The 26224-nt window shown below is 34.9% G+C and carries 22 protein-coding genes and 5 tRNA genes; all 27 read left to right on the top strand.

Going from position 1 to position 26224, the window contains the following annotated elements; translation table 11 throughout:
* Nucleotides 1–9 precede the first annotated feature (9 nt).
* Nucleotides 10–1497 (top strand): lysine--tRNA ligase, encoded by a 1488-nt coding sequence (gene lysS, locus PHQ99_01335; protein ID MDD4288222.1) that lies wholly within the window; start codon nucleotides 10–12, stop codon nucleotides 1495–1497.
* A gap of 19 nt (nucleotides 1498–1516) precedes the next feature.
* Nucleotides 1517–1783, top strand: coding sequence for a S4 domain-containing protein (locus PHQ99_01330; GenBank protein MDD4288221.1), 267 nt, complete (start codon nucleotides 1517–1519; stop codon nucleotides 1781–1783).
* 38 nt (nucleotides 1784–1821) lie between these two features.
* Nucleotides 1822–3186: a magnesium transporter gene (gene mgtE / locus PHQ99_01325; protein ID MDD4288220.1), complete on the top strand. Its 1365-nt coding sequence runs from the start codon at nucleotides 1822–1824 to the stop codon at nucleotides 3184–3186.
* Nucleotides 3187–3245: 59 nt separating this feature from the next.
* Nucleotides 3246–4520: a phosphopyruvate hydratase gene (gene eno / locus PHQ99_01320; protein MDD4288219.1), complete on the top strand. Its 1275-nt coding sequence runs from the start codon at nucleotides 3246–3248 to the stop codon at nucleotides 4518–4520.
* A 2-nt stretch (nucleotides 4521–4522) separates the two neighbouring features.
* Entirely contained in the window at nucleotides 4523–4813 is a 291-nt protein-coding gene (locus PHQ99_01315) for a septum formation initiator family protein (protein MDD4288218.1), read from the top strand.
* Between the two features lie 119 nt (nucleotides 4814–4932).
* Nucleotides 4933–5018 (top strand) — tRNA-Leu (locus tag PHQ99_01310).
* 119 nt (nucleotides 5019–5137) lie between these two features.
* A tRNA-Met gene (locus PHQ99_01305) sits at nucleotides 5138–5214 on the top strand.
* Between the two features lie 96 nt (nucleotides 5215–5310).
* Nucleotides 5311–5387, top strand: a tRNA-Met gene (locus PHQ99_01300).
* A 119-nt stretch (nucleotides 5388–5506) separates the two neighbouring features.
* Nucleotides 5507–6913 (top strand): tRNA lysidine(34) synthetase TilS, encoded by a 1407-nt coding sequence (tilS, locus tag PHQ99_01295; protein MDD4288217.1) that lies wholly within the window; start codon nucleotides 5507–5509, stop codon nucleotides 6911–6913.
* Between the two features lie 13 nt (nucleotides 6914–6926).
* Entirely contained in the window at nucleotides 6927–7490 is a 564-nt protein-coding gene (hpt, locus tag PHQ99_01290; protein ID MDD4288216.1) for a hypoxanthine phosphoribosyltransferase, read from the top strand.
* 151 nt (nucleotides 7491–7641) lie between these two features.
* Complete coding sequence (gene ftsH / locus PHQ99_01285; protein ID MDD4288215.1) at nucleotides 7642–9489, top strand: ATP-dependent zinc metalloprotease FtsH; 1848 nt, start codon at nucleotides 7642–7644, stop codon at nucleotides 9487–9489.
* A 233-nt stretch (nucleotides 9490–9722) separates the two neighbouring features.
* A complete protein-coding gene (locus tag PHQ99_01280; GenBank protein MDD4288214.1) occupies nucleotides 9723–11576 on the top strand; it encodes an ABC transporter substrate-binding protein in 1854 nt (617 codons plus the stop codon).
* 187 nt (nucleotides 11577–11763) lie between these two features.
* Nucleotides 11764–12801 (top strand): ABC transporter permease, encoded by a 1038-nt coding sequence (locus tag PHQ99_01275; GenBank protein MDD4288213.1) that lies wholly within the window; start codon nucleotides 11764–11766, stop codon nucleotides 12799–12801.
* Nucleotides 12802–12805: 4 nt separating this feature from the next.
* Nucleotides 12806–13744: an ABC transporter permease gene (locus PHQ99_01270; GenBank protein ID MDD4288212.1), complete on the top strand. Its 939-nt coding sequence runs from the start codon at nucleotides 12806–12808 to the stop codon at nucleotides 13742–13744.
* Nucleotides 13741–14775 carry an ABC transporter ATP-binding protein gene (locus PHQ99_01265; protein MDD4288211.1) on the top strand — a complete coding sequence of 345 codons (1035 nt, stop codon included), beginning with the start codon at nucleotides 13741–13743 and terminating at the stop codon, nucleotides 14773–14775. The genes PHQ99_01270 and PHQ99_01265 overlap by 4 nt, the downstream gene beginning before the upstream one ends.
* Nucleotides 14768–15733 (top strand): ABC transporter ATP-binding protein, encoded by a 966-nt coding sequence (locus PHQ99_01260; protein ID MDD4288210.1) that lies wholly within the window; start codon nucleotides 14768–14770, stop codon nucleotides 15731–15733. The genes PHQ99_01265 and PHQ99_01260 overlap by 8 nt, the downstream gene beginning before the upstream one ends.
* A 108-nt stretch (nucleotides 15734–15841) precedes the next feature.
* Nucleotides 15842–15917 (top strand) — tRNA-Arg (locus PHQ99_01255).
* Between the two features lie 53 nt (nucleotides 15918–15970).
* Nucleotides 15971–17656, top strand: a complete 1686-nt coding sequence (gene argS / locus PHQ99_01250; protein MDD4288209.1) for an arginine--tRNA ligase — start codon at nucleotides 15971–15973, stop codon at nucleotides 17654–17656.
* Nucleotides 17657–17675: 19 nt separating this feature from the next.
* Entirely contained in the window at nucleotides 17676–18563 is an 888-nt protein-coding gene (gene rapZ / locus PHQ99_01245) for an RNase adapter RapZ (GenBank protein MDD4288208.1), read from the top strand.
* Between the two features lies 1 nt (nucleotide 18564).
* Nucleotides 18565–19863 carry a YvcK family protein gene (locus PHQ99_01240; GenBank protein ID MDD4288207.1) on the top strand — a complete coding sequence of 433 codons (1299 nt, stop codon included), beginning with the start codon at nucleotides 18565–18567 and terminating at the stop codon, nucleotides 19861–19863.
* A gap of 5 nt (nucleotides 19864–19868) precedes the next feature.
* Nucleotides 19869–20822 carry a DNA-binding protein WhiA gene (whiA, locus tag PHQ99_01235; GenBank protein ID MDD4288206.1) on the top strand — a complete coding sequence of 318 codons (954 nt, stop codon included), beginning with the start codon at nucleotides 19869–19871 and terminating at the stop codon, nucleotides 20820–20822.
* Nucleotides 20823–20948: 126 nt separating this feature from the next.
* A complete protein-coding gene (rpoN, locus tag PHQ99_01230) occupies nucleotides 20949–22457 on the top strand; it encodes an RNA polymerase factor sigma-54 (protein ID MDD4288205.1) in 1509 nt (502 codons plus the stop codon).
* Between the two features lie 31 nt (nucleotides 22458–22488).
* Nucleotides 22489–23487 carry a type I glyceraldehyde-3-phosphate dehydrogenase gene (gene gap, locus PHQ99_01225; GenBank protein ID MDD4288204.1) on the top strand — a complete coding sequence of 333 codons (999 nt, stop codon included), beginning with the start codon at nucleotides 22489–22491 and terminating at the stop codon, nucleotides 23485–23487.
* A 133-nt stretch (nucleotides 23488–23620) separates the two neighbouring features.
* Entirely contained in the window at nucleotides 23621–24376 is a 756-nt protein-coding gene (gene tpiA, locus PHQ99_01220) for a triose-phosphate isomerase (GenBank protein ID MDD4288203.1), read from the top strand.
* Nucleotides 24377–24518: 142 nt separating this feature from the next.
* Complete coding sequence (gene secG / locus PHQ99_01215) at nucleotides 24519–24743, top strand: preprotein translocase subunit SecG (GenBank protein MDD4288202.1); 225 nt, start codon at nucleotides 24519–24521, stop codon at nucleotides 24741–24743.
* 21 nt (nucleotides 24744–24764) lie between these two features.
* On the top strand, nucleotides 24765–25802 hold the full coding sequence (locus PHQ99_01210) for a nicotinate phosphoribosyltransferase (GenBank protein MDD4288201.1): 1038 nt from the start codon (nucleotides 24765–24767) through the stop codon (nucleotides 25800–25802).
* A gap of 298 nt (nucleotides 25803–26100) precedes the next feature.
* Nucleotides 26101–26187 (top strand) — tRNA-Leu (locus tag PHQ99_01205).
* The last annotated feature ends 37 nt before the right edge of the window (nucleotides 26188–26224 follow it).

Genomic DNA, 26224 nt, shown 5'->3' with positions numbered 1-26224 from the left:
TGAGAACCATTGACAGAACAAGATAAGAAAAATGTTAATATCTTAAGAGAAGAAAAGTTAAAGGAAATTGAAGAACTAAAGAATTTAAATATTGATCCGTTTGGTAAGCGATTTGAAAAAGAACAAAGCATAAAAGAAATAATCCAAAAATTTGATGAAATTGCTACATCAGAACCGTCGGAAGAGAATGTCGTGGCTGCCGGGAGAATAAAGGCATTGAGAAAACATGGAAAAGCCGCTTTTGTTGACCTGGAAGACCAAACTGGTAAAGTACAAATTTATGTAAAGTCAAACCTTGTTGGGTCAGATTTATTTGAGATATTTAAAAAAATTTCCGTTGGTGATATCATCGGAGTTTCTGGTTCAATCTTCAAAACCAGAACAGGTGAACTGACTATCATAGCTACCACCTTTACATTGTTGTGTAAAGCAATACGCACATTACCTGAAAAATGGCATGGGCTTACTGATACAGAAGTTAGATATAGAAAGCGTTATTTGGATCTTATTAGTAATCCCGAAGTTCGTGATGTCTTTATAGAGAGAAGTAAAATTATTAAGCTTATCAGAGATTATTTAGACAATAAAGGATACCTCGAGGTAGAAACACCTGTATTGCAGCCCATTCCGGGAGGTGCAACAGCAACACCCTTTGTTACCCACCATCTAAGCTTACACAGGGATTTGTATTTAAAGATAGCTCCTGAATTGTATTTAAAGAGATTACTGGTCGGAGGCATTGAAAAGGTATATGAGTTGAACCGTAATTTTCGAAACGAAGGTATTTCAACAAAACATAACCCGGAATTTACAATGTTGGAGCTGTATGAAGCTTATGCTGATTACCAGGTGATGATGAATATTGCCGAAGAGATGATTGCATTTGTCTTAAAAAAACTCAAAGGTAAGCTTGTGATAGAATATCAGGGAGAAAAGATTGATTTTACCCCTCCATGGAAGAGATTGACTATGAATGAGGCTATCCTTTCAGTTACCGGTATCAATATGGAAGAAGTCAGTAATGATGAATTGAAGAATTTAGTAAGAAGATACAAATTAGAAATACCGGAAAACTCAACCAGGGGGAATATAACAAATGAGCTATTTGAAACAGAAGTAGAACATACTCTGATTCAGCCGACCTTTATAATGGATTATCCCGTCGATGTTTCTCCATTATCAAAACAGAAACCCGGTTCTCCTAATATTGTTGAGCGTTTTGAATTATTTATTAATTCTATGGAATTGGCAAATGCTTTTACTGAACTAAATGATCCTGTTGAGCAAAAAAGGCGATTTATACAACAGGCAGAAAAGAAGAGCAAAGGAGAAGTTAATCAAAATTTTGTTGATTATGATTATATAGAAGCTTTGGAGTATGGAATGCCACCCGCTGGTGGAATGGGAATTGGAATAGATCGATTAGTAATGCTGCTAACCAATAATGATTCAATCAGGGAAGTAATTCTTTTTCCACAGCTGAAGAAAAAAGAATAAGATATTTTAGGATATAATTTTGCGAATAGATAAATATTTTAAATTAAGTAGAATTATTAAAAGAAGAACTGAAGCAAAAAAAGCATGTGACAGTCAAAGTGTTTTTATAAATGATAGAATAGCAAAGGCTGGCGATAGCATTAAACCTCAGGACAGAATAAGAATAAATTTCAGGAATAAAATATTAGTAATTGAAGTACTGGAAATACCAAGTGGAAATGTATCTATTTCCCGATCTTCTGAGTTATATAGGGTTATTAGAGAAGAAATAATTCCCTTTGATTAAACTTTATTAGAAGTAATCGATAGATTGGAATATATGAGATGGATGAAAAGATTCTTATAGAAAAAATCAAAAAATTGTTAGATGAGAAAAAGTTAACAGAATTAAAAGAGATAGTAGAAGACCTGCATCCCAATGATTTCAGTGACATTACTGAAGAACTTACTACTGAACAGATCATAGAGATATTTAAGCAAATTGAAGATAAAGAAAAGGTTGCAGAATATATATCTGAACTGAACACCGAATTGCAATCTGAATTACTCAATGCCATGAGTAAAAGGCAAGCCTCTGAAATTTTAGAAGAAATGGATACAGATGAAGCAGTAGATATCTTAGGAGAAATCCCTCCAGAAGAATCGCGTGAACTTCTCGATTTAATGCCTGCAGAGGAAGCCGAAGAGATTAAAGAGCTAATGAAATATGGTGAAAATACCTCCGGGAGTGTTATGAATAACGAGTTTGTAACACTTTTTGAGTATATGACCGTGGAACAGGCAATAAATCGTATTCGGGAAATGAGCCCGGAAGCAGAAATAATTTATTATGTTTATGTCTTAGACAAAAGAGATAGATTGATTGGCGTTTTGTCTTTAAGAGATTTAATTGTAGCTGATACCAAGAGTAAAATATCTGCAATTATGGAAGAAGATGTGATTAGCGTTTTGGATGTTGAAGATAGAGAGGTTGCCGCAAAGGTTATATCAGATTATGACTTCCTGGCTATACCAGTAATTAACAAAAAAGGCATGATGGTAGGGATAATTACTGTTGATGATATAATTGACGTTTTGGAAGAAGAAGTTACTGAAGATATTCACAAGATGGTAGGTTCTGCTGAATTCTATGAAGATAAATTAATTAAAGCTACCCCGTTGACCAGGGCTAAGGCTAGATTGCCATGGCTTTTAGTTTGCATGGTTGGTGAAATTATCTCCGGTTCAGTTATTGAATTTCATTCTGGAATTTTAGAAGTGGTGGTAGCACTTGCTTTCTTTATCCCAATTATCATGGCTATGGGAGGAAATGTAGGGGCTCAATCTTCTACTATAACAGTCAGAGGATTGGCGACCGGTCAGCTCCGCTTGGACGAATTATGGAAAAATATCTGGACAGAAACAAAAGTAGGATTTTTTATTGGAATTACTATTGGTGTGATGATATCAATATTGACATATTTTTGGCAGAATGATTATATTTTAGGTTTGACTATTGGCTTATCATTATGTGTAACAGTAATTGCTGCAGCAACAGTAGGAACATTTTTACCTTTAGTATTTACGAAATTAAATATTGATCCTGCAGTAGCAACCGGACCATTTATTACCACTGCGGTTGATGTTGGCAGTTTAATTATATACTTCAGTTTGGGTACTTATTTATTTACCCATTTGGGGAACATTTAATAACAAATGCATTTATAAATAGCTATTTAATAAAGTTAATAATAATCAGGAGGATTAATATGAGTGCAATAATTGATATTTATGCCAGGGAAATACTGGATTCAAGGGGAAATCCTACTATAGAGGTTGAGGTTCATTTGGAAAGTGGGGTAATTGGTGTTTCACAGGTTCCTTCCGGTGCCAGCACCGGCACTTATGAAGCAGTAGAATTAAGAGATAATGACAAGAAAAGATTTAACGGAAAAGGTGTTCTGAAAGCTGTAAATAATGTAAACGAATTAATTGCTCCTGAATTAATTGGAGTAGATGCACTTGAACAAGGTTATGTTGATGAATTAATGATTGAGTTGGATGGTACACGTAATAAAGAAAAAATGGGTGCCAATGCTATACTGGGAGTTTCTCTATCAGTAGCGAAAGCTGCCTCCGAATATTTAGATTTGCCATTATATAGATATATAGGGGGTACTAATGCAAAAGAGATCCCTGTTCCTTTGATGAATATTTTAAATGGTGGTAAGCATGCTGACAGTGGTGTGGACATTCAGGAATTCATGATTGTGCCTGTTGGCGGATTGAATTTTTCAGAAAACTACCGAATGGCCGCTGAAACATTTCAAGCTTTAAAGAAAGTACTTCAGAAGGCCGGTTATAGTATTTCAGTTGGGGACGAAGGAGGGTTTGCTCCTAAGTTGAAATCAAGTGAAGAGGCTTTGGAGGTAATAGTTGAAGCTATTAATCAAGCCGGATACCAGCCTGGTAAGGATATTTTTATTGCTCTTGATGCAGCAGCATCTGAATTTTATCAGAAAGGAAAGTATATTTTAACTAGAGAAGGTGTTGAAAGATCAGCAGAAGAAATGATTGAATATTATGCAAAATTAGTTGCTAAATTCCCAATTATTTCAATTGAAGACGGATTAGCAGAAGACGATTGGGATAATTGGAATAAATTGACAAAGCGATTAGGGGAAAAAATTCAGCTTGTGGGAGATGATTTATATGTTACAAACCAGGAAAGGCTACAAAGAGGCATTGATTTATCTGCTTCTAATTCTATCTTAATTAAATTAAATCAAATTGGTACCCTGACCGAGACCCTTGATACTATTGAAATGGCAAAACGTGCCGGTTTTACTAATGTTATTTCCCATCGTTCTGGTGAAACAGAGGATACTACTATTGCTGATTTAGCAGTTGCCACTAATGCAGGACAGATAAAGGCAGGATCTCTTTGCCGTACAGATAGGATCGCAAAATATAACCAGTTGTTAAGAATTGAAGAAGAACTGGGTGACCAGGGTGTTTACAGGGGAAAAGAGGTTTTTCAATAAAGATGTCTGTAATAAGATCTCTTTTTGAATCAAAAATAACATGGGCAATTATCTTGTTATTAATATTTTATATATCATTTGTCTTTTCAGAAAAATATGCCAGTATTCTTGAGTTAAATGTTTATATCTATGAATTAGAGGATGAGATTAATGATTTACAGAAAGAAAACAAACTATTGGCTGAAAGGATAGATTTATTGAATACTAATCCTTATATTGAAAAAATTGCCCGGGAAGAACTTGACATGGTTAAACCTAATGAGATTTTATATAAAGCTACCAGGATTGAATAGTATTTTTATAGTGAATCACTAATTATAAAAGTACTTTTTTGCTTAAGAAGATAATTTGAATAAATTTACTAAAGTTCTATTGACGGTCATAGTCATTTGTCCTATAATAATTTAAGTTTGCCGGAGTGGCGGAATAGGTAGACGCACAGGACTTAAAATCCTGGAAGCTGTAAGGCTTGTGCCGGTTCGATTCCGGCCTCCGGCACCTAACGATCAATTAATATACTTATATTCATTGACTTTAGGTTTTAACAATGCTAAAATAAAAAGCGACTTTTTAGAAGACTTTAATGTAATTAATAATTTCAGATAAATAGACAGCATAGCGGGGTGGAGCAGCTAGGTAGCTCGTCAGGCTCATAACCTGAAGGTCGGCGGTTCGAATCCGCCCCCCGCAACCAAGCAAGTAAATCAAACCTCTATAATAAAATTAGAGGTTTTTATTAATTAAGCAGTTTATTGCTTTCTCTTATTATCTGCCATGTTTATCCCATTATGGCGGTGTAGCTCAGATGGCTAGAGCATGCGGTTCATACCCGCAGTGTCCTGAGTTCGAATCTCAGCACCGCCACCATGCAATAGTGTAGTTCCGGGAATTAACTTTTTCTATAATATTATTAAATAAAACGAAAAAGTGTTTTTTAATTGGATAAATTAATAGTAAAAGTAAATAATACAATAAGGAAATATCAAATGCTACATCCGGGAGACACGGTTATAGTTGCCGTTTCCGGAGGCCCTGACTCATTATGCCTGCTTCACATTCTTAACAGTATAAAAAAAAGACTTGATTTGCATCTTATTGTAGCACATGTTAATCATGGCATAAGAGTTGCTGAATCAAAAAAGGAAGCAGACTTTGTCCGGTTAGAAGCCAACCAGATGGATATACCTTTTGAGCAATTAACAGTTTCTGTGCCAATTATTGCTCAAGAAAAATCATTATCTTTAGAACAAGCCGGCAGATTGGTGCGATATCAGTTTCTTAAAGGTTTGTACAAAGAGTATAAAGCAAATAAGATTGCTATAGGCCATCATGCTGATGACCAGATTGAAACTGTTTTGATGAGATTAATGCGAGGTAGCGGTTTACAGGGATTAAGGGGTATACCTGCAAAAAGAGATCAGATTATTCGCCCTTTAATTGAATGTAACAGGCAGGAAATAGAAGATTATTGTAAGAGAAATAATATTACTTATTTTATAGATTCTTCAAATACAGAGTCGATGTTTCTGCGAAATAAAGTTAGAAATCAATTAATACCTCTACTTGCCAAAGAATATAATCCCTCAATTGGAAGTAGTTTAATAAAATTACAAACAATTGTTCAAGATGAATTAAATTATTGGGAAGACATAACCAAACAATATCTTTTAGATTGTATAATAGAAAAAAGTTCTTCCAAAATTGTTCTGGATATAAAAAAAATCAGGAAAATCCATGTAGCGTTACAAAGACATATTATTCGTAAAGGGATAGTTTTGATAAAGGATTATCTTGCTGATATTGAATTTGATCACATTGAGAGTATTAGAGAACTGTGCCTGTTTAACCGGGGTGAAAAATGTATTAATTTACCTGATAATATCAAAGCAAGAAAGAGTTATTATAAACTGGAAATATTTTATGTTGGGGGTAGAAAAAAAACTAAAACTACTCAATACAAAATAGGAAACAAATGGGAATTTGACTTACCATTGCTTATCGATAAGGAATACCCTCAAGTAGGTATCAAAATGACAACTAAACTATATAATTATTCAGAAAAAATAAAAGAACAATATTTAAATAATAAGAGTAAATCTGAAGCCTACCTGGACTATGATAAATTAGGCCTTCCTCTTAAAATTAGAAACAGAAGGGATGGGGACTGTTTTAAACCTTTAAATTGTGGGTATTTTAAAAAAATTAAATCATATTTTATTGATTGGAAGATACCACAATTTAAAAGAGGCCAGATTACTCTGGTTGTTGATAATTCTGATAGTATTGTATGGGTTGCAGATTATCAGATAGACGACCGTTTTAAGATTACTAAAAAAACAAAAAAAGTTTTGCATATAAAAAAAATAATCCGCAAAAAAAATATAGAAAGCTAAGGAGATCAAAAAAATGATAAGACAGGAACAAATTGAAGAAATATTAATACCGGAGAATCAGATACAAAAGAAAATACAGGAATTAGGCAATCAAATATCCAGGGATTACAAAGGCAAACAGTTGATCTGTATCGGAGTTTTAAGAGGCGCAATCATTTTCCTGGCAGATTTGGCTCGTAATATCAAAGTGCCAATAATAATGGATTTTATGGATATTTCAAGTTATGGCACTTCCACAGAATCATCCGGAGTTGTAAGGATTATAAAGGATTTGGATGAAAATATTGAAAAAAAGGATGTTTTAATTATTGAAGATATAGTCGATACAGGATTAACTTTAGATTATTTAATTCGAATGTTAAAATCAAGAAATCCTGCAAGTCTGAAAGTATGTGCTTTGCTGAATAAGGTAGAAAGAAGAAGGATTGATGTACCTATCGATTATTGTGGTTTTGACATACCTGATAAATTTGTAGTCGGATATGGTCTGGACTTTAACGGACTATATCGAAATATCCCTTATATTTTAGTTTTGAAATCCCAATACTATCAGATGAATGATACTGACAAACAATAGAGATAATATTAAGTTTTAATTAACTAAAATATGTGTCTTCTAAAACATAATTATTTTTTTTATGTTTGTTTTTATATATAAAATATGCTAAAATTACCTTGCATTTCAACTTTTTTGAAAAGTTGTTATTTTATACACAAAGGAGAAAAAATTGGCTAAGATAAATCCAAATAATTTCAAGAACAAAAATTTTAAAAATGCCGGTTTATACCTTTTAATATTAATTGTAGTTATTTCTGTTTTAAGCTCATTTTTTGAACCCAGTTCTTCTGTTAGTGAGCTTTCCTACTCTCAGTTTCTAAGTGAAGTGGAGAGCAATAATGTTATAAGTGTATCTATTTCAGGGAATACTGCAACTGGGGAATTATCAAATAATCAGAAATTTTCAACTTATTTACCTGATGATCCTGAGCTCATGAATATATTAAGGGATAAGAATATTAATATTGAGGCAAAACCACCGGTAGAATTGTCATGGTGGATGCGAATACTTTCATCCTTATTGCCTATGGCGTTAATTATCGGTATCTGGATTTTTATGATGCGGCAGATGCAAGGCGGCGGTAATAAGGTAATGTCTTTTGGAAAAAGTCAGGCTAAATTAATGGGAAAAGAGACTCCTAAGGTAACCTTTGAGGATGTAGCCGGAGTTGATGAAGCAAAGGAAGAATTACAGGAAGTTATAGAATTTTTAAAGAATCCTGCTAAATTTAATCAGCTGGGTGCAAAAATACCAAAAGGAGTTCTTCTTTATGGACCTCCGGGATCAGGAAAAACATTATTAGCGCGAGCTGTTGCCGGTGAAGCAGGGGTTGCTTTTTTCAGTATAAGTGGCTCTGATTTTGTGGAGATGTTTGTTGGAGTAGGAGCATCACGGGTAAGAGATTTATTTAAACAGGCTAAAACAAATAACCCATGTATTATTTTTATGGATGAAATTGATGCAGTAGGCCGCCACAGGGGAGCAGGGCTTGGTGGTGGACATGATGAAAGAGAACAGACCCTTAATCAATTACTGGTTGAAATGGATGGTTTTGACCAGAATATAGGTGTCATATTAATAGCTGCGACCAATAGACCTGATGTGCTTGATCCGGCTTTGTTAAGACCCGGACGTTTTGACCGCAGGATTGTTGTAGACCGTCCGGACCTGCTAGGGCGTGAGCAGATATTGAAGGTTCATGCAAAAGGGAAGCCCTTGAATAAGGATGTAGATTTAAAGGTCCTAGCTAGAAGGACTCCTGGGTTTGTAGGTTCCGACCTGGCTAATCTGGTGAATGAAGCAGCCTTGTTAGCTTCAAGAAAAGGAAAAAAATCTATATCCATGGAAGAGTTTGAAGCCTCAATTGACAGGGTTATTGCCGGTCCTGAAAGAAGGAGTAGACTTATGAATGAAAAGGAAAAGGAAATTGTGGCTTATCATGAATCAGGACATGCATTAGTGGCAAAGCTTTTGCCTAATGGTGATCCGGTTCATAAGGTTTCTATCATCCCAAGGGGCAGTGCAGCTCTTGGCTATACTTTGCAATTGCCTACAGAAGACCGGTTTTTAATCAGCAAGTCTGAATTAATGCAAAGATTAAGTGTATTGCTTGGAGGTAGAGTTGCAGAAGAAATAATCTTTAAAGATATAACTACCGGTGCTCAAAATGACTTAGAGAGGGCGACCAAAATTGCCCGTCAGATGGTCACAGAATTTGGTATGAGTGAGACCATTGGTCCTATGACCTTAGGTAGAAAAGAACATCAAATATTTCTTGGTAGAGACATATCTGAAGATAGAAACTATAGTGATGAAATTGCCTTTCAGATTGATAAGGAAGTTGAGAAAATCATTGAGAATGCTTATAGTAAAGCGAAAGAAATACTGATAAAAAATAAGCGGAAGCTGAAAAAAGTTGCTACAACTTTATTACAAAAAGAAACACTGGAAGGCGAGGAGTTAGATAGTCTTATGAAGGGTGCAAAACTTGCTACCGGTCAGCAATTAGGAGTATAATCAATACATAATTTAAATATAAAGTTGACTTTTGATTGATAATTAGCCTTAGATTTAACAATTTATAAGATTGTTTTACAAAATCGGTTACAATATAACATTTCAAATTAAACTTCTCATATATTTAAGTCAGATAATGGCATTGTAAGGGAGGTGGTTAATGTAATACTGAGTTGTCACCATTAGTTGTAGACTATTAAGTAAATTTTGTATTTTGTAAGGAGGAGATAGAATTGAAGAGTAAAATATTATGTATAATTATAGTAGTTTTACTTGTAATAGGAGTTACAAGCAGCGTAAATGCACAGGTACCAAACCCTGAGCGTATAGTTTATGCTGCAATCGGTGGACCGGAAACAATGGACCCTCATTGGGCTTATGATACTGCCAGCGGAGAGGTAATCTTTCAGATATATGATAACCTTATTGCTTACGACGGTGAAAGCCTATCAGAATTTGTACCAATGATAGCAACCGAGGTACCCTCAGCCGAAAATGAATTAATTTCTGAAGATGGATTAACCTATATTTTTCCAATTCGGAAGGATGTTAAATTTCACAATGGTAACATCCTTACTCCTGAGGATGTAGAGTATACCTTTGAAAGAGGTATGATTTTTGATAGGGCTGGTGGCCCTATGTGGATGATTTTAGAGCCGCTTTTGGGAGTAGGAAGCATTGAAGGACTTGCAGTTGAAGTAGCTGGAGTAGAAAATTATTCTGATATGTTTGAGAACGATGAGCTCCTGCCAGAATATGAAGAGGCTATGATTAAAGTATATACTGATTATATAGACAGGGTTGTAGAAGTGCAGGACAATAATATTGTTTTACACCTTGCCCAGCCATATGCCCCGTTCTTAAACATTTTAGCACATGGTGGTGCCTGGTCAGCAATTATCAACAAGAGCTGGTCAATTGAAAACGGTGCATGGGACGGAAAAGCCGACACCTGGTGGAAATATCATGACCCGGCTAATGAAGATGACCCATTATATAGTATTGCCAATGGTACTGGACCGTTTAAGTTAACACGATGGGTACCGGAAGAAACTATAATGCTGGAGAGTTTTGAAGACCACTGGAGAGGTCCTGCTAAATTAAAAGAGGTAGTTTACCAGTATGTAAATGAATGGACAACCAGAAAATTGATGCTGCAAAATGGAGATGCTGATATAGTATATGTTCCGGTTACCAATGTTAATGAAGTTGAGGATTTAGAGGGAGTTGAGCTAATAACAGGTTTGCCGACTCTGCAAAATACTGTTGTTCATATGCCGTGGACTTTAAATGCTGAAGGTAATGCTAATCTGGGAAGCGGTAAATTGGATGGAAATGGAATACCACCTGACTTCTTCTCTGATATTCATGTTAGAAGAGGTTTTTCTTACCTGTTCCCGTATGAAGTTAATATTGAAACAACCATGAACGGACATGCAATCAGAAACCCTGGCCCAATTCCACAGGGATTGTTAGGATATTCTGATGACCCGGAATTGTTCTATGAATTTAATATTGAAAAAGCAAGAGAAGAATTCCAGCAAGCATGGGATGGAGAGCTCTGGGAAAAGGGATGTAAATTCAATATCTTCTATAATGAAGGGAATGATGTTCGAAAAGCAGCTTGTGATATGATTTCCACTTATGCCAGAATGGTAAATCCCAAATTTGAGCTTACTTCTGTTGGTGTTCAGTGGTCATCTTACCTGAAACAATTCCTGGCGGAACAATTACCTATCTATGTTATAGGTTGGCTTGCGGATTATCCTGATCCTCACAACTGGGTTCCTACGTTCTTAGGCAGTACCGGAACCTACAGCGGTTATTATGGAGAAGCTTACAGGGAATGGGCAAGAGAAAATATTGACCCGCTAATTGATGCTGCTTTAAAATCAGTTGATCCGGAGGAAAGAGCAGATATTTACCAAGAATTGACCCAGCTTGCTCATGATAATGCAGTGGCACTATACATATATCAGCCTATTGGAATCCATGTTCAAAGAGATTGGGTAAAAGGCTGGTACTATAATGCCATGATATCAGGTTTGCCGGAAAGCGCTGATTACTATACAATTTATAAAGAATAAAGAGTAATTTATATTTCACTAATTGTTTATATTTACAGAGTTGTGTATAACCAATGGAGTGAAAGTTATTGCTTTCACTCCATTGTATTTTGCATAATAATTTTACTATAAATAATAGTAATTTATTTGAGATGAGGTAAACAATAGAGTATATTTTCAAGATTTTAAAAAATAGGAGCAAATAATCATGTTATCCTATATAATCAGACGTCTGCTAATTCTTCCGATAATTTTGTTAGGAGTTTCTTTTCTGATATTTTGTCTTTTTTCACTTTTAAGTCCAATGGAAAGATTGGCAACATATGTTAATAACCCCAGTGTTCTGAAGAATCCCCAGGCTGCACAAAATTTGATTGCAAAATATCATTTAGATGATCCGTTTCCAGCAGGTTATTTTCATTGGCTGGGTTCAATAGTAAGGTTTGATTTTGGCTGGTCTCCAACTGCCAATCAGCCAGTGTGGGATGCCATCATGCAGAGGCTTCCTGCTACTATGGAGCTGGTTTTATATTCTATTATTCCGGTAATAATAGTGGGAATCTGGTTAGGAGTCATCTCAGCGGTACATCATAATGATTTGATAGACCAGTTTATTCGGGTAACGGCTATTATTGGCTGGTCTCTACCCACATTTATTTTTGGGCTATTGGTATTATTTATTTTTTATGGAATATTAGGCTGGTTACCACCGGGACGGTTGAGTACCTGGGCACAGTATATTGTTTATACCGGTGATAGTTTTAATACGTACACTCATTTTATAACCATTGATGCGCTTTTGAATGGACGCTTAGATATTTTTTGGGATGCGTTGAAACACTTGATTGGTCCGATTATTACTTTATCCTATATTTCCTGGGCATATTTATTACGAATTACCCGATCCAGTATGTTGGATACGCTTAGAAAAGATTATATAAGAACAGCTCGTGCCAAAGGAGTTGACGAAAATACTGTTATTTATCTTCATGCCAGAAAAAATGCGATGATTCCAGTGATAACAGTTGCAGGAATGATGATTATCGGAATGTTAGGAGGGGTAGTAATTACCGAAACAGTATTTACCTATCCCGGATTGGGTTACTGGGCTGCTTCTTCAGCTCAACAACTGGACTATGGATCTGTAATTGGATTTGCTTTATTATTTGCCTTTATTATGGTTATTGGAAATTTAGTTGTTGATGTTTCTTATGCCTTAATTGATCCAAGGGTTAGATTGGAGTAAGAAAATGAATCGTATCATCAGAAAACTTTTCAGTAACACTACATCATTGATTGGTTTAATATTGCTCTTTATTTTTATTCTGATTGCCATATTTGCTCCTTATATTGCCCCACCACTGTTTGCATCTGATCCATATCAAATACCCAGAATGTCCTGGGATGTTGAGCCACAACCTCCGGGTTTTTCCATGTCGGACGATATAAGACTTATTTATGATAGTTTGGGACAGCCTATTACAAGGGAAACTGCAATATTTGGCACCGCCCAAGGGGGATATGACATATTTTATGGAATGATATGGGGTACCCGAACAGCTTTTCGAATTGGCATAATTACTGTTACCTTATCCATGTTTATTGGTGTTGTAAGTGGTTCTATTGCTGCTTATTTCGGAGGATGGATAGATGAATTATTGATGCGTATTACTGATATATTTTTATCTATTCCTTTCCTGGTGGCTGCCATGGTTTTAACTACTATTCTGGGCAGAGGGCTGGATAAAGTAATGATTGCATTGGTGGCATTCGGCTGGATGGGCTATGCCAGGGTGATAAGAGGTAGCATTCTATGTGTAAAAGAAGAGGTCTATATTAATGCTGCCAGGGCTTTGGGAGTAAAAGACTTTAATATCATTGTGCGCCATTTGCTGCCAAATACAATATTTCCTGTAATGGTACAGGCAAGTATGAATATAGGATCTATGGTTATTACTGCAGCTGCACTAAGTTTTTTAGGAGTAGGGGCGCCTCTTGGGTATGCAGATTGGGGGCAAATGGTCAGTTTTGCCCGTAACTGGATTGTAGGATCTCCCGGGAATGCAGGAGAATACTGGTATGCAGTGTTTTTCCCGGCACTATTTATTGTGTTGTTTGTTCTTGCATGGAATTTAGTGGGAGATACCTTGAGAGATATTTTAGATCCCCGTTTGAGAGGTGAGCTATGATGCAAAAAGATAAGAATAAAATATTACAGGTTATAGACCTGAAAACATATTTTTTTACCGAGAACGGAGTTGTAAAGGCAGTAGATGGTGTGGATTTTGAGGTATATCAGGGAGAGACCCTTGGATTAGTAGGAGAATCAGGTTGCGGTAAGAGCGTTACAGCTTTTTCCACTATGGGATTGCTTGATTATCCAGGTAAGACAGTTGGTGGACAGATACTTTTTAAGGGAGAGGATTTACTAAAAAAAAGTGAAAAACAGATGCGCCAGATTAGAGGGAAGGATATTTCTATGATTTTTCAGGAACCCATGACTTCCCTGAATCCTGTTCTTACTATTGGTTTTCAAATAACTGAGGCATTAGAAGTGCATTTTAAAATGGAAAAAATAAAAGCCAGAAAAAAGGTAATTGAACTTTTAGAAAAAGTAGGGATTCCAATCCCGGAGCAGCGTATCGATGAGTACCCTCATCAATTAAGTGGAGGCATGAGACAGAGGGCTATGATAGCCATGGCTTTAGCATGTGACCCTGCTTTGCTGATTGCAGATGAGCCGACAACTTCTTTGGATGTTACAATTCAAGCTCAAATTTTAGAATTGATGAAGTCACTTTTAGAGCAATTTAACAGTTCTATGATTATGATAACACATGATCTGGGAGTTATTGCTGAAATTGCTGATAGAGTTGCAGTTATGTATGCCGGCAAGATCGTTGAATATGCTACTACCCGTTCAATATTCTATTCACCTCTACATCCTTACACCTTTGGCCTTCTTACTTCAATTCCAAGATTAGATATGGATATAAAGAAGTTAGAGTCAATTCCGGGTGTTGTTCCTGACCCACTACATTTTCCGGAAGGATGCAAATTTAATCCGCGCTGTATTTTTGCTACAGAAAAATGCCGTAAAGAAGAACCTCCCCTGGTGGAAATTGAAAAAAATCATTCAGTTAGTTGTTGGCATATTGACAAAGTAAAAAAGGAGGCACAAAAAGTGTCTTTTACCGGGAGGTTGTCAACAGATGGATAATACATTAGTAAGCATAAAAAATTTAGTAAAGTATTTTCCGATAAAAAAAGGTGTATTCAGAAAAACAGTAGGGTGGGTAAAGGCTGTTGATGGTATTAGTTTTGACATATATTCAGGAGAAACATTGGGACTTGTCGGGGAGTCAGGTTGTGGGAAATCAACTACTGCTATGACTATACTTCGGTTGGAGGAGCCTACCGGTGGTGATATTTTATTTCAGGGAAAAAACATTGCAAAGATAAAAAAAGGCCAGATGCGAAAGTACAGGAAAGACTTACAGGTTATCTTTCAAGACCCTTATAGCTCCCTGGATCCTAGAATGAAGGTAAGAAATATTATTGCTGAAGGATTAGCAGCACATAACATATACAATTTTAAAAAAAGGTACCAGAAAGTGGGGGATTTATTGGAAAAGGTAGGCATTGTACCGGAATATATGGATCGTTTTCCACATGAATTCAGCGGAGGACAGAGACAGAGAATTGGAATAGCTCGCGCTTTAGCATTAGACCCCAAAATGATTATTTGTGATGAAGCGGTTTCTGCTTTAGATGTCTCAATTCGCTCACAAATTATTAATTTATTTAAAGATTTACAAGAAGAGTTCAATCTGACTTATTTATTTATAGCTCATGATTTAAGTGTTATTAAATATATCAGCGATCGGGTTGCGGTAATGTATTTAGGAAAAATAGTAGAAATAGCATCAAAAGAAATATTTTTTAAGAATACACTACACCCTTATGCGCAGGCGTTAGTTTCAGCTGTTCCTGTTCCCAATCCTGATTTTAAGAAGAAAAGAATTATTTTACAGGGAGATGTGCCAAGTCCGGCTAATCCTCCAAAAGGATGCCGTTTTCATCCCCGATGCCCAAAAGCAATGGAAATTTGTTCAAGAGAGGAACCTCTCCTAAGAGAAATTGAAAAAAAACATTTTGTAGCTTGTCATTTATATTAAAAATTTATATATTGTTTTATTCTTTTTCTTATTAAAACAATAATAATCAAATTGTACATATTAATATTTTATGTTAAAATGGTTTTCGAATTAATTATTATAAGATAAGCGCCCGTAGCTCAATGGATAGAGCAGGGGCTTCCTAAGCCCCGTGTTGGAAGTTCGACTCTTCTCGGGCGCTCCACTATTATATTTATTTTTTCCATAAAACATTGAACCAAGAGAGGAAGGGTATCGTTGAATAAGAAGGTTAATGAGCATCTGATAGAGGTAATAAAAGAAGCAATTCAAAAATGTTCTCCAGAACAATCAGTTAATTCAGAAGCATTCCCAAATATCATCTTGACTACTCCTAAAAACCCTGAACACGGCCATTTATCTACTAATATTGCTTTACAGTTAGCCGGAATTTTTAAAAAACCACCAAGAGAAATTGCTAACAATATTGTACAGGAAATTAATAAAAAAAGTGATGTTTCAATAAGCAAAATCGAAATAGCTGGTCCCGGGTTTATTAATTTTTATTTTGAAAGCTCCGTATTGTATAAAATATTAAAGGAAATTATGCAAAAAGGGAAACAGTTTGGCTGTTCGGATGCAGGTAAGGGTGAAAAGATATTAATTGAATTTGTAAGTGTTAATCCAACCGGGCCGTTACATGTTGGACATGGAAAATGTGCTGCAGTTGGAGATGCATTAGCAAAAATATTAAAAGCAGCTGGTTATAATGTATTTACAGAATACTATATTAATGATCATGGTAAACAGATAGACATTTTGGGAGAATCAGTTTTTGCCCGGTATCAAAATCTTATAGGTAAAGAGACAGAGTTCCCGGAAAATGGATACCAGGGAGAATATATTACTTCCCTGGCCAGAGAAATCAAGGAGGAGTTTATAGAACAAATTGGGGAAAAAGATACCTCCGATCAGATTGCTTTTTTCAAGGAAACTGCTCACAAGACAATATTGCAAGATATAAAAAAGGATTTGGAGTCTTTTGGCGTAAAATTTGATAACTGGTTCAGTGAGGAATCCCTTTATATTTCAAATAAGGTCCAGACGGTCATGGAAAGACTGCGTAAAGAAAAGTATATTTATGATGATAATGGGGCACTTTGGTTTAAAGCCACTGAATTTGGAGATGAAAAGGACAGGGTGGTAATAAGAGAGAATGGAGAACCCACTTATTTTGCTTCTGATATTGCCTATCATGATGATAAATATAAAAGAGGTTTTAGCACTTTGATTGATATCTGGGGTTCTGACCATCACGGCTATATCAAGAGAATGAAATCAGCAATTCAGGCATTAGGCTATAATCCTGATACATTTCAGGTGTTGCTTGTACAATTTGTAACCCTGATAAGGGATGGGCAAATGGTTGGAATGAGTACCAGGGGTGGAGAATTTATTACCCTGAAAGACTTATTAGATGAGGTGGGTAAAGATGTAGCCCGCTATTTTTTCTTAATGCATAGCCATGACAGTCATACTGAATTTGATTTGGATATTGCCAAATCTCAATCTATGGAAAACCCGGTTTATTATATCCAATATGCTTATGCCAGAATTTGCAGTATAATTAAAAAAGCAATGGAAAATAATATTATATTAGATGATAGAATTAAAGAGGAAGTCAATCTGGAGGTGCTTGATAAAGAGGATGAATTGGAATTAATAAAAAAAATGGCCAATTTCAGAAAAGTAATTGAAAAAAGTGCCATTCATTGGAAACCCCATATGGTTGCTAGTTATTTGCATGAGTTAGCAGCAGGTTTTCACAAATACTATACTGAATATAAGGTAATTAGTGAAGATAGAGATCTTTCCAACGCACGACTTTATTTAATCTCTTGTATTAAAATTGTTCTGGAAAATGCGCTTTCTTTACTGGGAATTGGTGCTCCGGAAAATATGTAAATTTATTTATGAGGACATTATGCAAGATAGCCGTTTTATAATTATTACCGGACTCTCCGGGGCTGGTAAAAGTATAGCTATAAAGTGCTTTGAAGATTTAGATTTTTTTTGTGTTGATAATATCCCCCCACAGTTAATACCAAAATTTGCCGAAATGTGCCTCAAATCACGAGGAAAATTATCAAAAATTGCATTTGTTGTGGATATCAGGAGTGAAATATTTTTTCGGGAATTAGATGAGTCTTTAAAAGAATTGGAATCCATGAGCATTAATCCTGAAATATTGTTTCTTGAAGCAAAAGACGATGTTATAGTCCGAAGGTTCAGCGAGACAAGAAGGAAGCATCCTCTACAGTTTTCGCAAAGTATTCTTGAAAACATTCGTCAGGAAAGGAAAAAATTAAAAGATTTAAAATCAAAATCTACAATGATTATAGATACTTCTCATTTAAGTCCCAGACAATTGAATACTGAAATCCGCAGATATTCTCAGACGAATTCTGCCAAAGGAATGCATATCAGTTTGATCTCTTTTGGGTACAAATATGGTATGCCAATAGATGTTGATCTGGTTTTTGATGTCAGATTTTTACCCAATCCGTACTATCATGATGAATTGAGCGGTCTATCCGGTAGTGATGATAAAGTCAAGAACTATTTAATGAAATTCCCCGTTACCCAGCAATTTGTTGATCAGCTTATTTCACTGATAGATTTTATTCTTCCTCATTATGTTGATGAAGGAAAAAATTATCTGTCTATAGCTATTGGATGTACTGGAGGGAGGCATCGTTCAGTTTTTATTGTCAATAAATTGTACCAACTATTAAAAGCAAAAAATCATAATATTTTTAAAAGGCATAGAGATATTAAGAAAGATGAAAAAAGATATAAAGAGAAGCTTTAAAATGAGTAAAAAATATTATAACTTAGCTTCCCTGGCAAAATGGTTTTATCCCGGGATGCAAGTAAAGCGATTTTTGCTAATTGTTTTAGCTGGAATAATCCTGATGGCCGTTGGTTTAATCTTTCTACTTGATTTAACCAGATTTTTATGGATAAAAAATCAAATAAGAAGCTTGTTTATATATTACAATATTGCCCCCCATTTATCTGGATTAATACTTATTTTAGCAGGTTCAGCAATGGTTATTCTTGGAATATCTAATATAAACCGGTCCATTTTAAAAAAAGTTATACCTCAGCAAATTGATCAAATCCCCGAGATTATTTATGCAAAAAGAAAATTAGAAAAAGGGCCCCATATTGTTGTAATAGGGGGAGGGACTGGTCTGCATACTTTATTGAGAGGGCTTAAACAATATACCAGTAATATCACAGCTATTGTGACTGTTTTTGATAGCGGAGGAAGCTCAGGTTTATTAAGGAATGAATTAGGAGTTTTACCCCCGGGAGACATAAGGAATTGTTTAGTAGCCCTTTCTACCAGGGAGTCTTTGATGACTGAATTATTTCAATATAGATTTAAAGATGGTAGCTTGCAGGGACATAGTTTTGGAAATCTATTTATAACTGCCATGTCTGAGGTTAGTGGAGATTTTTCAGAGGCAGTTAAAAAATCCAGTGAAATATTGGCAATAAGGGGGAGGGTTCTGCCTTCTTCAATTGAAAATGTAACATTGTGTGCTCGGTTAAAGAATAATATAATAATAAAGGGAGAAAGCAATATAGCAAAAGGTAAAGGAAAGATTGACAATGTTTTCATCGAACCATCTTTAGCACTCCCACTACCTGATACGATAAAGGCAATTGAAGGAGCTGATACAGTCATACTTGGTCCTGGAAGCTTGTATACCAGTGTTATTTGTAATTTGCTGGTAAAGGATATTCCCGAGGCAATATGTAAATCAAACGCCACAAAAATATATATCTGTAATGTAATGACTCAATCAGGGGAAACCGATAACTATTCTACCTCAATGCATTTAACAGAAGTAATAAAATATCTTAAACAAAACTGCCTTGATTATGTACTGCTAAATAATAAAAAACTGGATAAAAAAATGGCTGTTAAATACCAGGATGAAGGTGCTTTTCCTGTGAAAAATGACTTATTGAATACAAAATATGACCAGAAAACAAACATTATTAGCCAGGAACTGCTTTCAGAATATAATTTTGCCCGACATAGCTCTGAAAAATTGGCCAAATTAATCATGGAAATCATACATAAGGAGAAAAATTAGGATAAATGTATTTTTCTTCCCTGGTAAAACAAGAATTAGCACAGATTAGACCACAGGATAGATTGGAACAAAAGGGAGAGTTAATGGCTTTTGTTCTTCTAAATGGGCATATAGATAAAAAGAAAGACCTGCTTTCCATAAATATAGAGAACCCTGTTATGATTAAAGCAGTCTATTTTTTATTCAAAAAAATATTTGACTATGAAGTAGAAATTGAAACTATAAAAAGAAAAAAATATAGGAAAAATTACCTTATAAAAATAGCTGATTTCAAAAAATTAAGATATATTTTGAGTGAATTAAATTTAATTGTAGATTCAAATGGGAAAATAACCAAAAAACAACAATCAATTGACAGTAAAAACAGTTGCACGGGGCATTTTTCAAACAAAGGTTTCTTGCGGGGTGCATTTATGACCGGAGGATTTGTGAATGACCCGGAAAGAATGTATCATCTGGAAATATCTTGTTGCTGCAGGGAGGAGGCCAAAATTATTTGGGATGTATTGGAAAGTGCATCTTTCTCATCGAAAATAAGTCGATGGCAAAAAAAGTGGGCGGTTTATATTAAAAAAAGTGAACAAATATTTGAATTTTTACAGTTTATCGGCTTACAAAGAGCCTTACTCAATCTGCAGGATATTATTGCAAGGAAAGATTTAATTAATACAGTTAACCGATTGGTTAACTGCGAAACAGCAAACCTTGATAAAACTATTTTATCAGCATCACGGCAATTGCTTTATATTGATATTATAAAAGAGCATATAGGAATGGATAATTTATCGGATAATCTAAAAGAAGTTATTCAAGCCAGGTTAGATAATCCATATGCAAGCATAAAGGAACTTGCTAATACTATTGGAGGTAGTATTTCTAAATCAGGGGTTTATCATCGTCTAAGAAAAATCGAACAGTTAGCTTCATGCTATTTAACAAAAGATGTCTACATTTCTTGATAGAAACATACAACAGGTGTTCTGTGATTAAAATAGTAACATGCTTTTTTGTATAAATAGTTTAAATCATGTTATAATTCTTTTGATAATCTCTTTAAAGCTAATTTTATAATTAGGGAGAAACTGATGAATCAGGGCATGGCCTTAGAACAGAAACAAACGTTAAACTTAACACCACAGATGCGCCAATCAATTAAAATATTACAGATGGACATTATGGAGTTAAACCTCTGGATAGAAAAAGAATCATTAGAAAATCCTGTTTTAGAAGTAGAATTTAGCCCTGTTACTGAGAGAGATGGAGATTTTAGTCAGAGTATAGATGGAGATAACGAGAGTCAAAAAAGCAGTATAGACAAAAAAATTGATTGGGAATCAGATAATAACAATATGCGGTCTTTCTTATCATCTTTCCCGGAGTCCAATGCTATATGGGGCAATAAAATTCTCTCATCAGATCAGAAAAAGGAATGTGATTATTCCTTTCATGTAAATACAACATTACATGAACATCTACTATTAAATTTTAAGGTATTAATAGAAGATGATACAGATTATAAAATTGGTGAATTCATAATAGGAAATATAGACCAAAATGGTTATTTAACAATAAGTTGCTCAGATATATCAAAAGACTTAAACATCTCTGAGCAACTGGTAAAAAAAATATTGGCAATGATACAGAATTGCACAATACCGGGAATAGGTGCAAGAGACTTAAGGGAATGCCTTTTGCTCCAGCTTAAGCATCTAAAGCTTGAAAATAAAAGTGTTTTAAAAAAATTAATTCTATTTTACTTGTCCGAATTGTCACAGAAGAATTTTAAAAAAATTAGTAAAGAACTTTGTATTTCAAAATATGAAGTACAATGTCTATTAGATATAATAGTAAAGAATTTTGAACCCAAACCGGGAAGAATATTTCAACAAAGTAGTGAATTAAATCTTTTAATACCTGATATTATTGTTAAAAATGTTGACGATAGATATGAAATAATTGAAAATAATAATTACTATCCGTTGATTAAGATTAATTCTCATTATAGAAATATTTTAAAGCAAAGTTGCTCAAAAGAAGTTAATTATGAAAAATTTACTACAATTGAAAATGAGAATGAGCAAAAAAAAATATTAAAATATCTTGAATCAAAATTAAATTCAGCTCGATGGATAATAAAATGTATTGAACAAAGAAGAAAAACTTTATCGGATATAACCAGATTTATTATTGATTACCAGGATGGATTTTTAAAAAATGGGATTGCGTACCTGAGGCCGTTATCTATGAAAAAAGCAGCAGAATCCCTTGGTATACATGAATCAACAGTATCACGGGCAATTAATAATAAGAAAATACAACTACCCAGAGGTTTTTATGATATGAAATACTTTTTTTCAAAAGGCTTGTCACAGGAAAAGCAAAGTGCAATATCAAATGAAAAGATAAAAAGAATCATAAAAAACTACATTGAAACAGAAAATCCATATTTTCCATATTCTGATAAGCAGATAGCTGATTTACTGCAACAGAGGGATAATATAAAAATTGCTAGAAGAACAATTGCTAAATATCGCAAATTACAAGGGATTTTACCTGCAATGTTACGCAGGAGATACAAAAAACCAGTTAAATAATATAAATATATATAGGTTCAAGGAGGAAAAGATGAACATAAAAGTAGGGATTAATGGATTTGGAAGGATAGGCAGAAACGTGTTTAGGGCTGCATTGGAAGACAAAAACATTGATTTTGTAGCTGTAAACGATATTACTAATGCTAATACACTGGCACACCTTTTAAAATATGATTCTGTACATGGAATATTGAAAGACGATGTAAAGGTAAAAGACGATGTAATAGAGGTTGCCGGAAGAGAATTAAAAGTGTTAAGTATCAAGGATCCGGCAAGCTTACCATGGCAAGACTTAGGAGTGGATATAGTAATAGAATCAACAGGTTTGTTTAGGGATAGGGAGAATGCCGGCAAACATTTGTCAGCAGGAGCAAAAAAAGTGATAATAACCGCACCTGCAAAAGGGGAAGATGTAACAATAGTGCTTGGAGTGAATGAAAAAAATTATAATAATGCAGAACATCACATCATTTCCAATGCTTCCTGTACTACTAATTGTCTGGCACCTGTAGTAAAAGTACTTAATGACACATTTGGTATAGAGAAGGGTATTATGTCTACTATTCATTCTTACACTTCCGATCAAATGCTTTTGGACGGGCCTCATAAGGATTTCAGAAGAGCTCGTGCAGCGGCTTTATCGATGGTGCCAACCACAACAGGAGCAGCAAAGGCTGTTACCCTTGTCATACCGGAATTAAAAGGTAAACTAAATGGAATGGCCTTTCGGGTACCGACACCTAATGTTTCCGTGGTTGATTTATCTGCATGGCTAAAGAGAGAAGTTACTGCAGAGCAGGTTAATCAGGCTTTAAGAGATGCAGCTCATGGTTCTTTAAAGGGTATTTTGGACTATAGTGAATTGCCTCTGGTTTCTTCTGATTATAATGGGAATGCATTCTCATCTATTGTAGATGGTTTGTCTACCATGGTTGTTGACGGAAACCTGGCTAAAGTTGTTTCCTGGTATGATAATGAATGGGGCTATTCATGTAGAATTATTGATCTGGTTAAATATATATCAAAGTAATGCCTATTTTTGTGTATTATGAATAATTCTTTTTAATTTTGTTGATTTTAAGTTAGACAGGGAAATTCCCTGAATTACATACCTTGTTATTCTTAATTCCCTGTCTAACTATTTATTGTAGGAGGATAAGACAATGAGGAAGCCATTAATAGCAGGAAACTGGAAGATGAATAAAACAATTACGGAAAGCATTTCACTGGTGAAGGAACTGGTTGATTTTGTGAAAGAATACCAGAAAACCGAAATTGTTATTTGTCCCCCCTTTACTTCCCTGTGGGTAACCAGAGAAATAATACAGGATACTAATATTTTGTTAGGAGCTCAAAATATGTATTTTCAGAATGAAGGTGCATATACTGGAGAAATTTCAGCCAATATGCTGAAGAACATCGGTTGTGATTATGTGATTTTGGGTCATTCAGAAAGAAGAGAATACTTTAATGAGAGTTCACAGGAAGTAGCCAGAAAGGTTGGCAAGGCTCTTTCGTCCGGAATTAAACCAATAATATGTGTAGGGGAAAAATTAGAAGAAAGAGAATCCGGCACTGCCAAAGATATAGTCAGGGAACAGGTGGAAGCAATTTTTGAAATACTTAAACCTGAAGATGCCGAAAAGGTTGTTTTCGCTTATGAACCGATATGGGCTATTGGTACTGGTAAATCAGCAACTTCACAGGATGCTAATGATATGATTAAATATATTCGATGCATTTGGAAACAAAGATATGATGAAAATACTGCTGAAAAAATAAGGATATTATATGGTGGAAGCGTTAAACCAGAGAATACCAAAGAACTGATGGTTGAATCGGATATTGATGGTGCATTAGTCGGCGGGGCGAGTCTCAAAGCACTCTCTTTTTCTGAAATAGTCAAGTATGCAGAGTAAAATTTAGATTAAAAAGTATGAAAGTGTATAAATTTAGCATTTGATTAGCTTGATTCGGAATTACAAATATGTTATGATTCATAAGCATATATGGATAATAATTATATTCAAGGTATTAAAACTATAAAGGAGAGGATTACCAATGCCTACATGGTTAATGCTTATACAGATTATTACAAGTTTAGCACTTATTGGAGTTGTTTTATTCCAGTCCAGAAAAGCTGGTCAGGGAGGTGGAATTTTTGGCGGTGGAACCTTTGCTAACCATAGCGGAAGAAAAGGCAAAGAGGCCTTATTGCTCAAAATAACCACCACTATTGCAGTATTGTATATGGTTTCTTCAATATTGATTAGTATTATAAGATAGTATAAGGATGCGAATAAAATAATGAATTACTTTGTTCATTCAACTGCTGAGATTAAGGAATACAAGGTTAATCCTGATAGAAAATTTTTTTCAGCAAATCATGATGAGATTGAAAAAGGATTGACAACAGATATATATTTTATAAGGGCGTTAGAAATACTTGAATATTTAAAATTAGATAATACTATAGTTACTGCAGAGATTTTTGCAAGAAGAAATGGTATTTTTGCTGGAATGCAGGAAGTATATAATTTGTTGAAAGACAAAAATATAAGCCTTTGGTCACTACAAGAAGGTGATTCTTTTTTTGCAAAAGATACATTAATGAGAATAAAAGGTCCCTATAAAGAATTTGGTGTTTTTGAGACAATTATTTTAGGAACATTAGCAAGTAGTTCTGCCTGGGCTACGGCTGCCAGGGAATGCCATAATGTAGCAAATGGTAAAAGAGTAATATGTTTCGGTTCAAGACATATTCACCCTGCTGTTGCTCCAGTTATGGAAAGAGCAGCTATTATTGGCGGCATTGACGGAGCAAGCTGTGTACTGGGTGCAAAATTAATGGGGCAAGAACCACAGGGTACCATTCCACACACAGTCATCATTATCACCGGTGATACAGTAAAAGCAGCAAAGGCTTACAATGACTGTACTCCTGAGGATGTTCCCCGGGTTATGCTGATTGATACCTTTAAAGATGAGGCAGAGGAATCAATAAGAGTTTCTAAGGCTCTGGGTAAAGATTTGTTAGGTGTCAGGCTTGACACGCCAAGTGAAAGAGGTGGTGTCACTCCTGATTTAGTGAAAGAGGTCAGGGCAAGATTAGATCAGGCAGGTTTTACTCACGTAAAAATATTTGTTTCTGGTGGAATCAATCCTGGAAGAATTGAAATTCTTAACAAAGAGGCTGTTGATGCCTTTGGAGTAGGTAGCTATATTAGTGATGCCTCACCAATAGACATGACTCTTGATATTAAAGAAGTAGAGGGAAAACCAGTTGCCAAGAGGGGACGGATTCCAGGAATTATTGAGAATAATAAATTAGTTAAACTAATTTAGTATTACGTATAACGTATACCGTATAACGTGAAAAGAATGTAAGTATAAATGTAGGTTACAATTGTAAATTTAAGGTGGAAGTCTAATATTTAAAGCAGACATACGGGAAAACATCAATTAATTAACAGGGGAAGTTAGTAAGCTCATAATGCTAAAAATAACTTTTAGTAATTAATGAATAAAAAAAGATTTATATTTTAGTTCTTAGGTTTTATCTCTATATTCGTTATTTTAAAACAACAATTATACACAAAAACGTTATACTTAATACGGTATACTATATACTGTCTTTTAATTTGCCGGGATGGCGGAATAGGTAGACGCGCCAGCTTGAGGGGCTGGTGGGCATATGCTTGTGGGGGTTCAAATCCCCCTCCCGGCACCATTTTATTTCAAAAATTAAAACCATTAAGAATCAAGGC

Source organism: Atribacterota bacterium, from assembly GCA_028703475.1.
Lineage (GTDB): Bacteria > Atribacterota > Phoenicimicrobiia > Phoenicimicrobiales > Stramentimicrobiaceae > JAQVMU01.
The sequence above is the reverse complement of the archived record's forward strand: the minus strand, read 5'-3'. Positions and strand labels throughout refer to the sequence as shown.

Bases quoted from the DNA above. Each gene is read 5' to 3' on its own strand.
- rpoN (MDD4288205.1), top strand. From the start codon at position 20,949: ATGAATCAGGGCATGGCCTTAGAACAGAAACAAACGTTAAACTTAACA.
- PHQ99_01240 (MDD4288207.1), top strand. From the start codon at position 18,565: ATGAGTAAAAAATATTATAACTTAGCTTCCCTGGCAAAATGGTTTTAT.
- PHQ99_01275 (MDD4288213.1), top strand. From the start codon at position 11,764: ATGTTATCCTATATAATCAGACGTCTGCTAATTCTTCCGATAATTTTG.
- gap (MDD4288204.1), top strand. From the start codon at position 22,489: ATGAACATAAAAGTAGGGATTAATGGATTTGGAAGGATAGGCAGAAAC.
- whiA (MDD4288206.1), top strand. From the start codon at position 19,869: ATGTATTTTTCTTCCCTGGTAAAACAAGAATTAGCACAGATTAGACCA.
- secG (MDD4288202.1), top strand. From the start codon at position 24,519: ATGCCTACATGGTTAATGCTTATACAGATTATTACAAGTTTAGCACTT.
- PHQ99_01265 (MDD4288211.1), top strand. From the start codon at position 13,741: ATGATGCAAAAAGATAAGAATAAAATATTACAGGTTATAGACCTGAAA.
- PHQ99_01260 (MDD4288210.1), top strand. From the start codon at position 14,768: ATGGATAATACATTAGTAAGCATAAAAAATTTAGTAAAGTATTTTCCG.
- PHQ99_01210 (MDD4288201.1), top strand. From the start codon at position 24,765: ATGAATTACTTTGTTCATTCAACTGCTGAGATTAAGGAATACAAGGTT.
- tpiA (MDD4288203.1), top strand. From the start codon at position 23,621: ATGAGGAAGCCATTAATAGCAGGAAACTGGAAGATGAATAAAACAATT.
- mgtE (MDD4288220.1), top strand. From the start codon at position 1,822: ATGGATGAAAAGATTCTTATAGAAAAAATCAAAAAATTGTTAGATGAG.
- rapZ (MDD4288208.1), top strand. From the start codon at position 17,676: ATGCAAGATAGCCGTTTTATAATTATTACCGGACTCTCCGGGGCTGGT.
- PHQ99_01315 (MDD4288218.1), top strand. From the start codon at position 4,523: ATGTCTGTAATAAGATCTCTTTTTGAATCAAAAATAACATGGGCAATT.
- PHQ99_01270 (MDD4288212.1), top strand. From the start codon at position 12,806: ATGAATCGTATCATCAGAAAACTTTTCAGTAACACTACATCATTGATT.
- hpt (MDD4288216.1), top strand. From the start codon at position 6,927: ATGATAAGACAGGAACAAATTGAAGAAATATTAATACCGGAGAATCAG.
- tilS (MDD4288217.1), top strand. From the start codon at position 5,507: ATGCTACATCCGGGAGACACGGTTATAGTTGCCGTTTCCGGAGGCCCT.
- eno (MDD4288219.1), top strand. From the start codon at position 3,246: ATGAGTGCAATAATTGATATTTATGCCAGGGAAATACTGGATTCAAGG.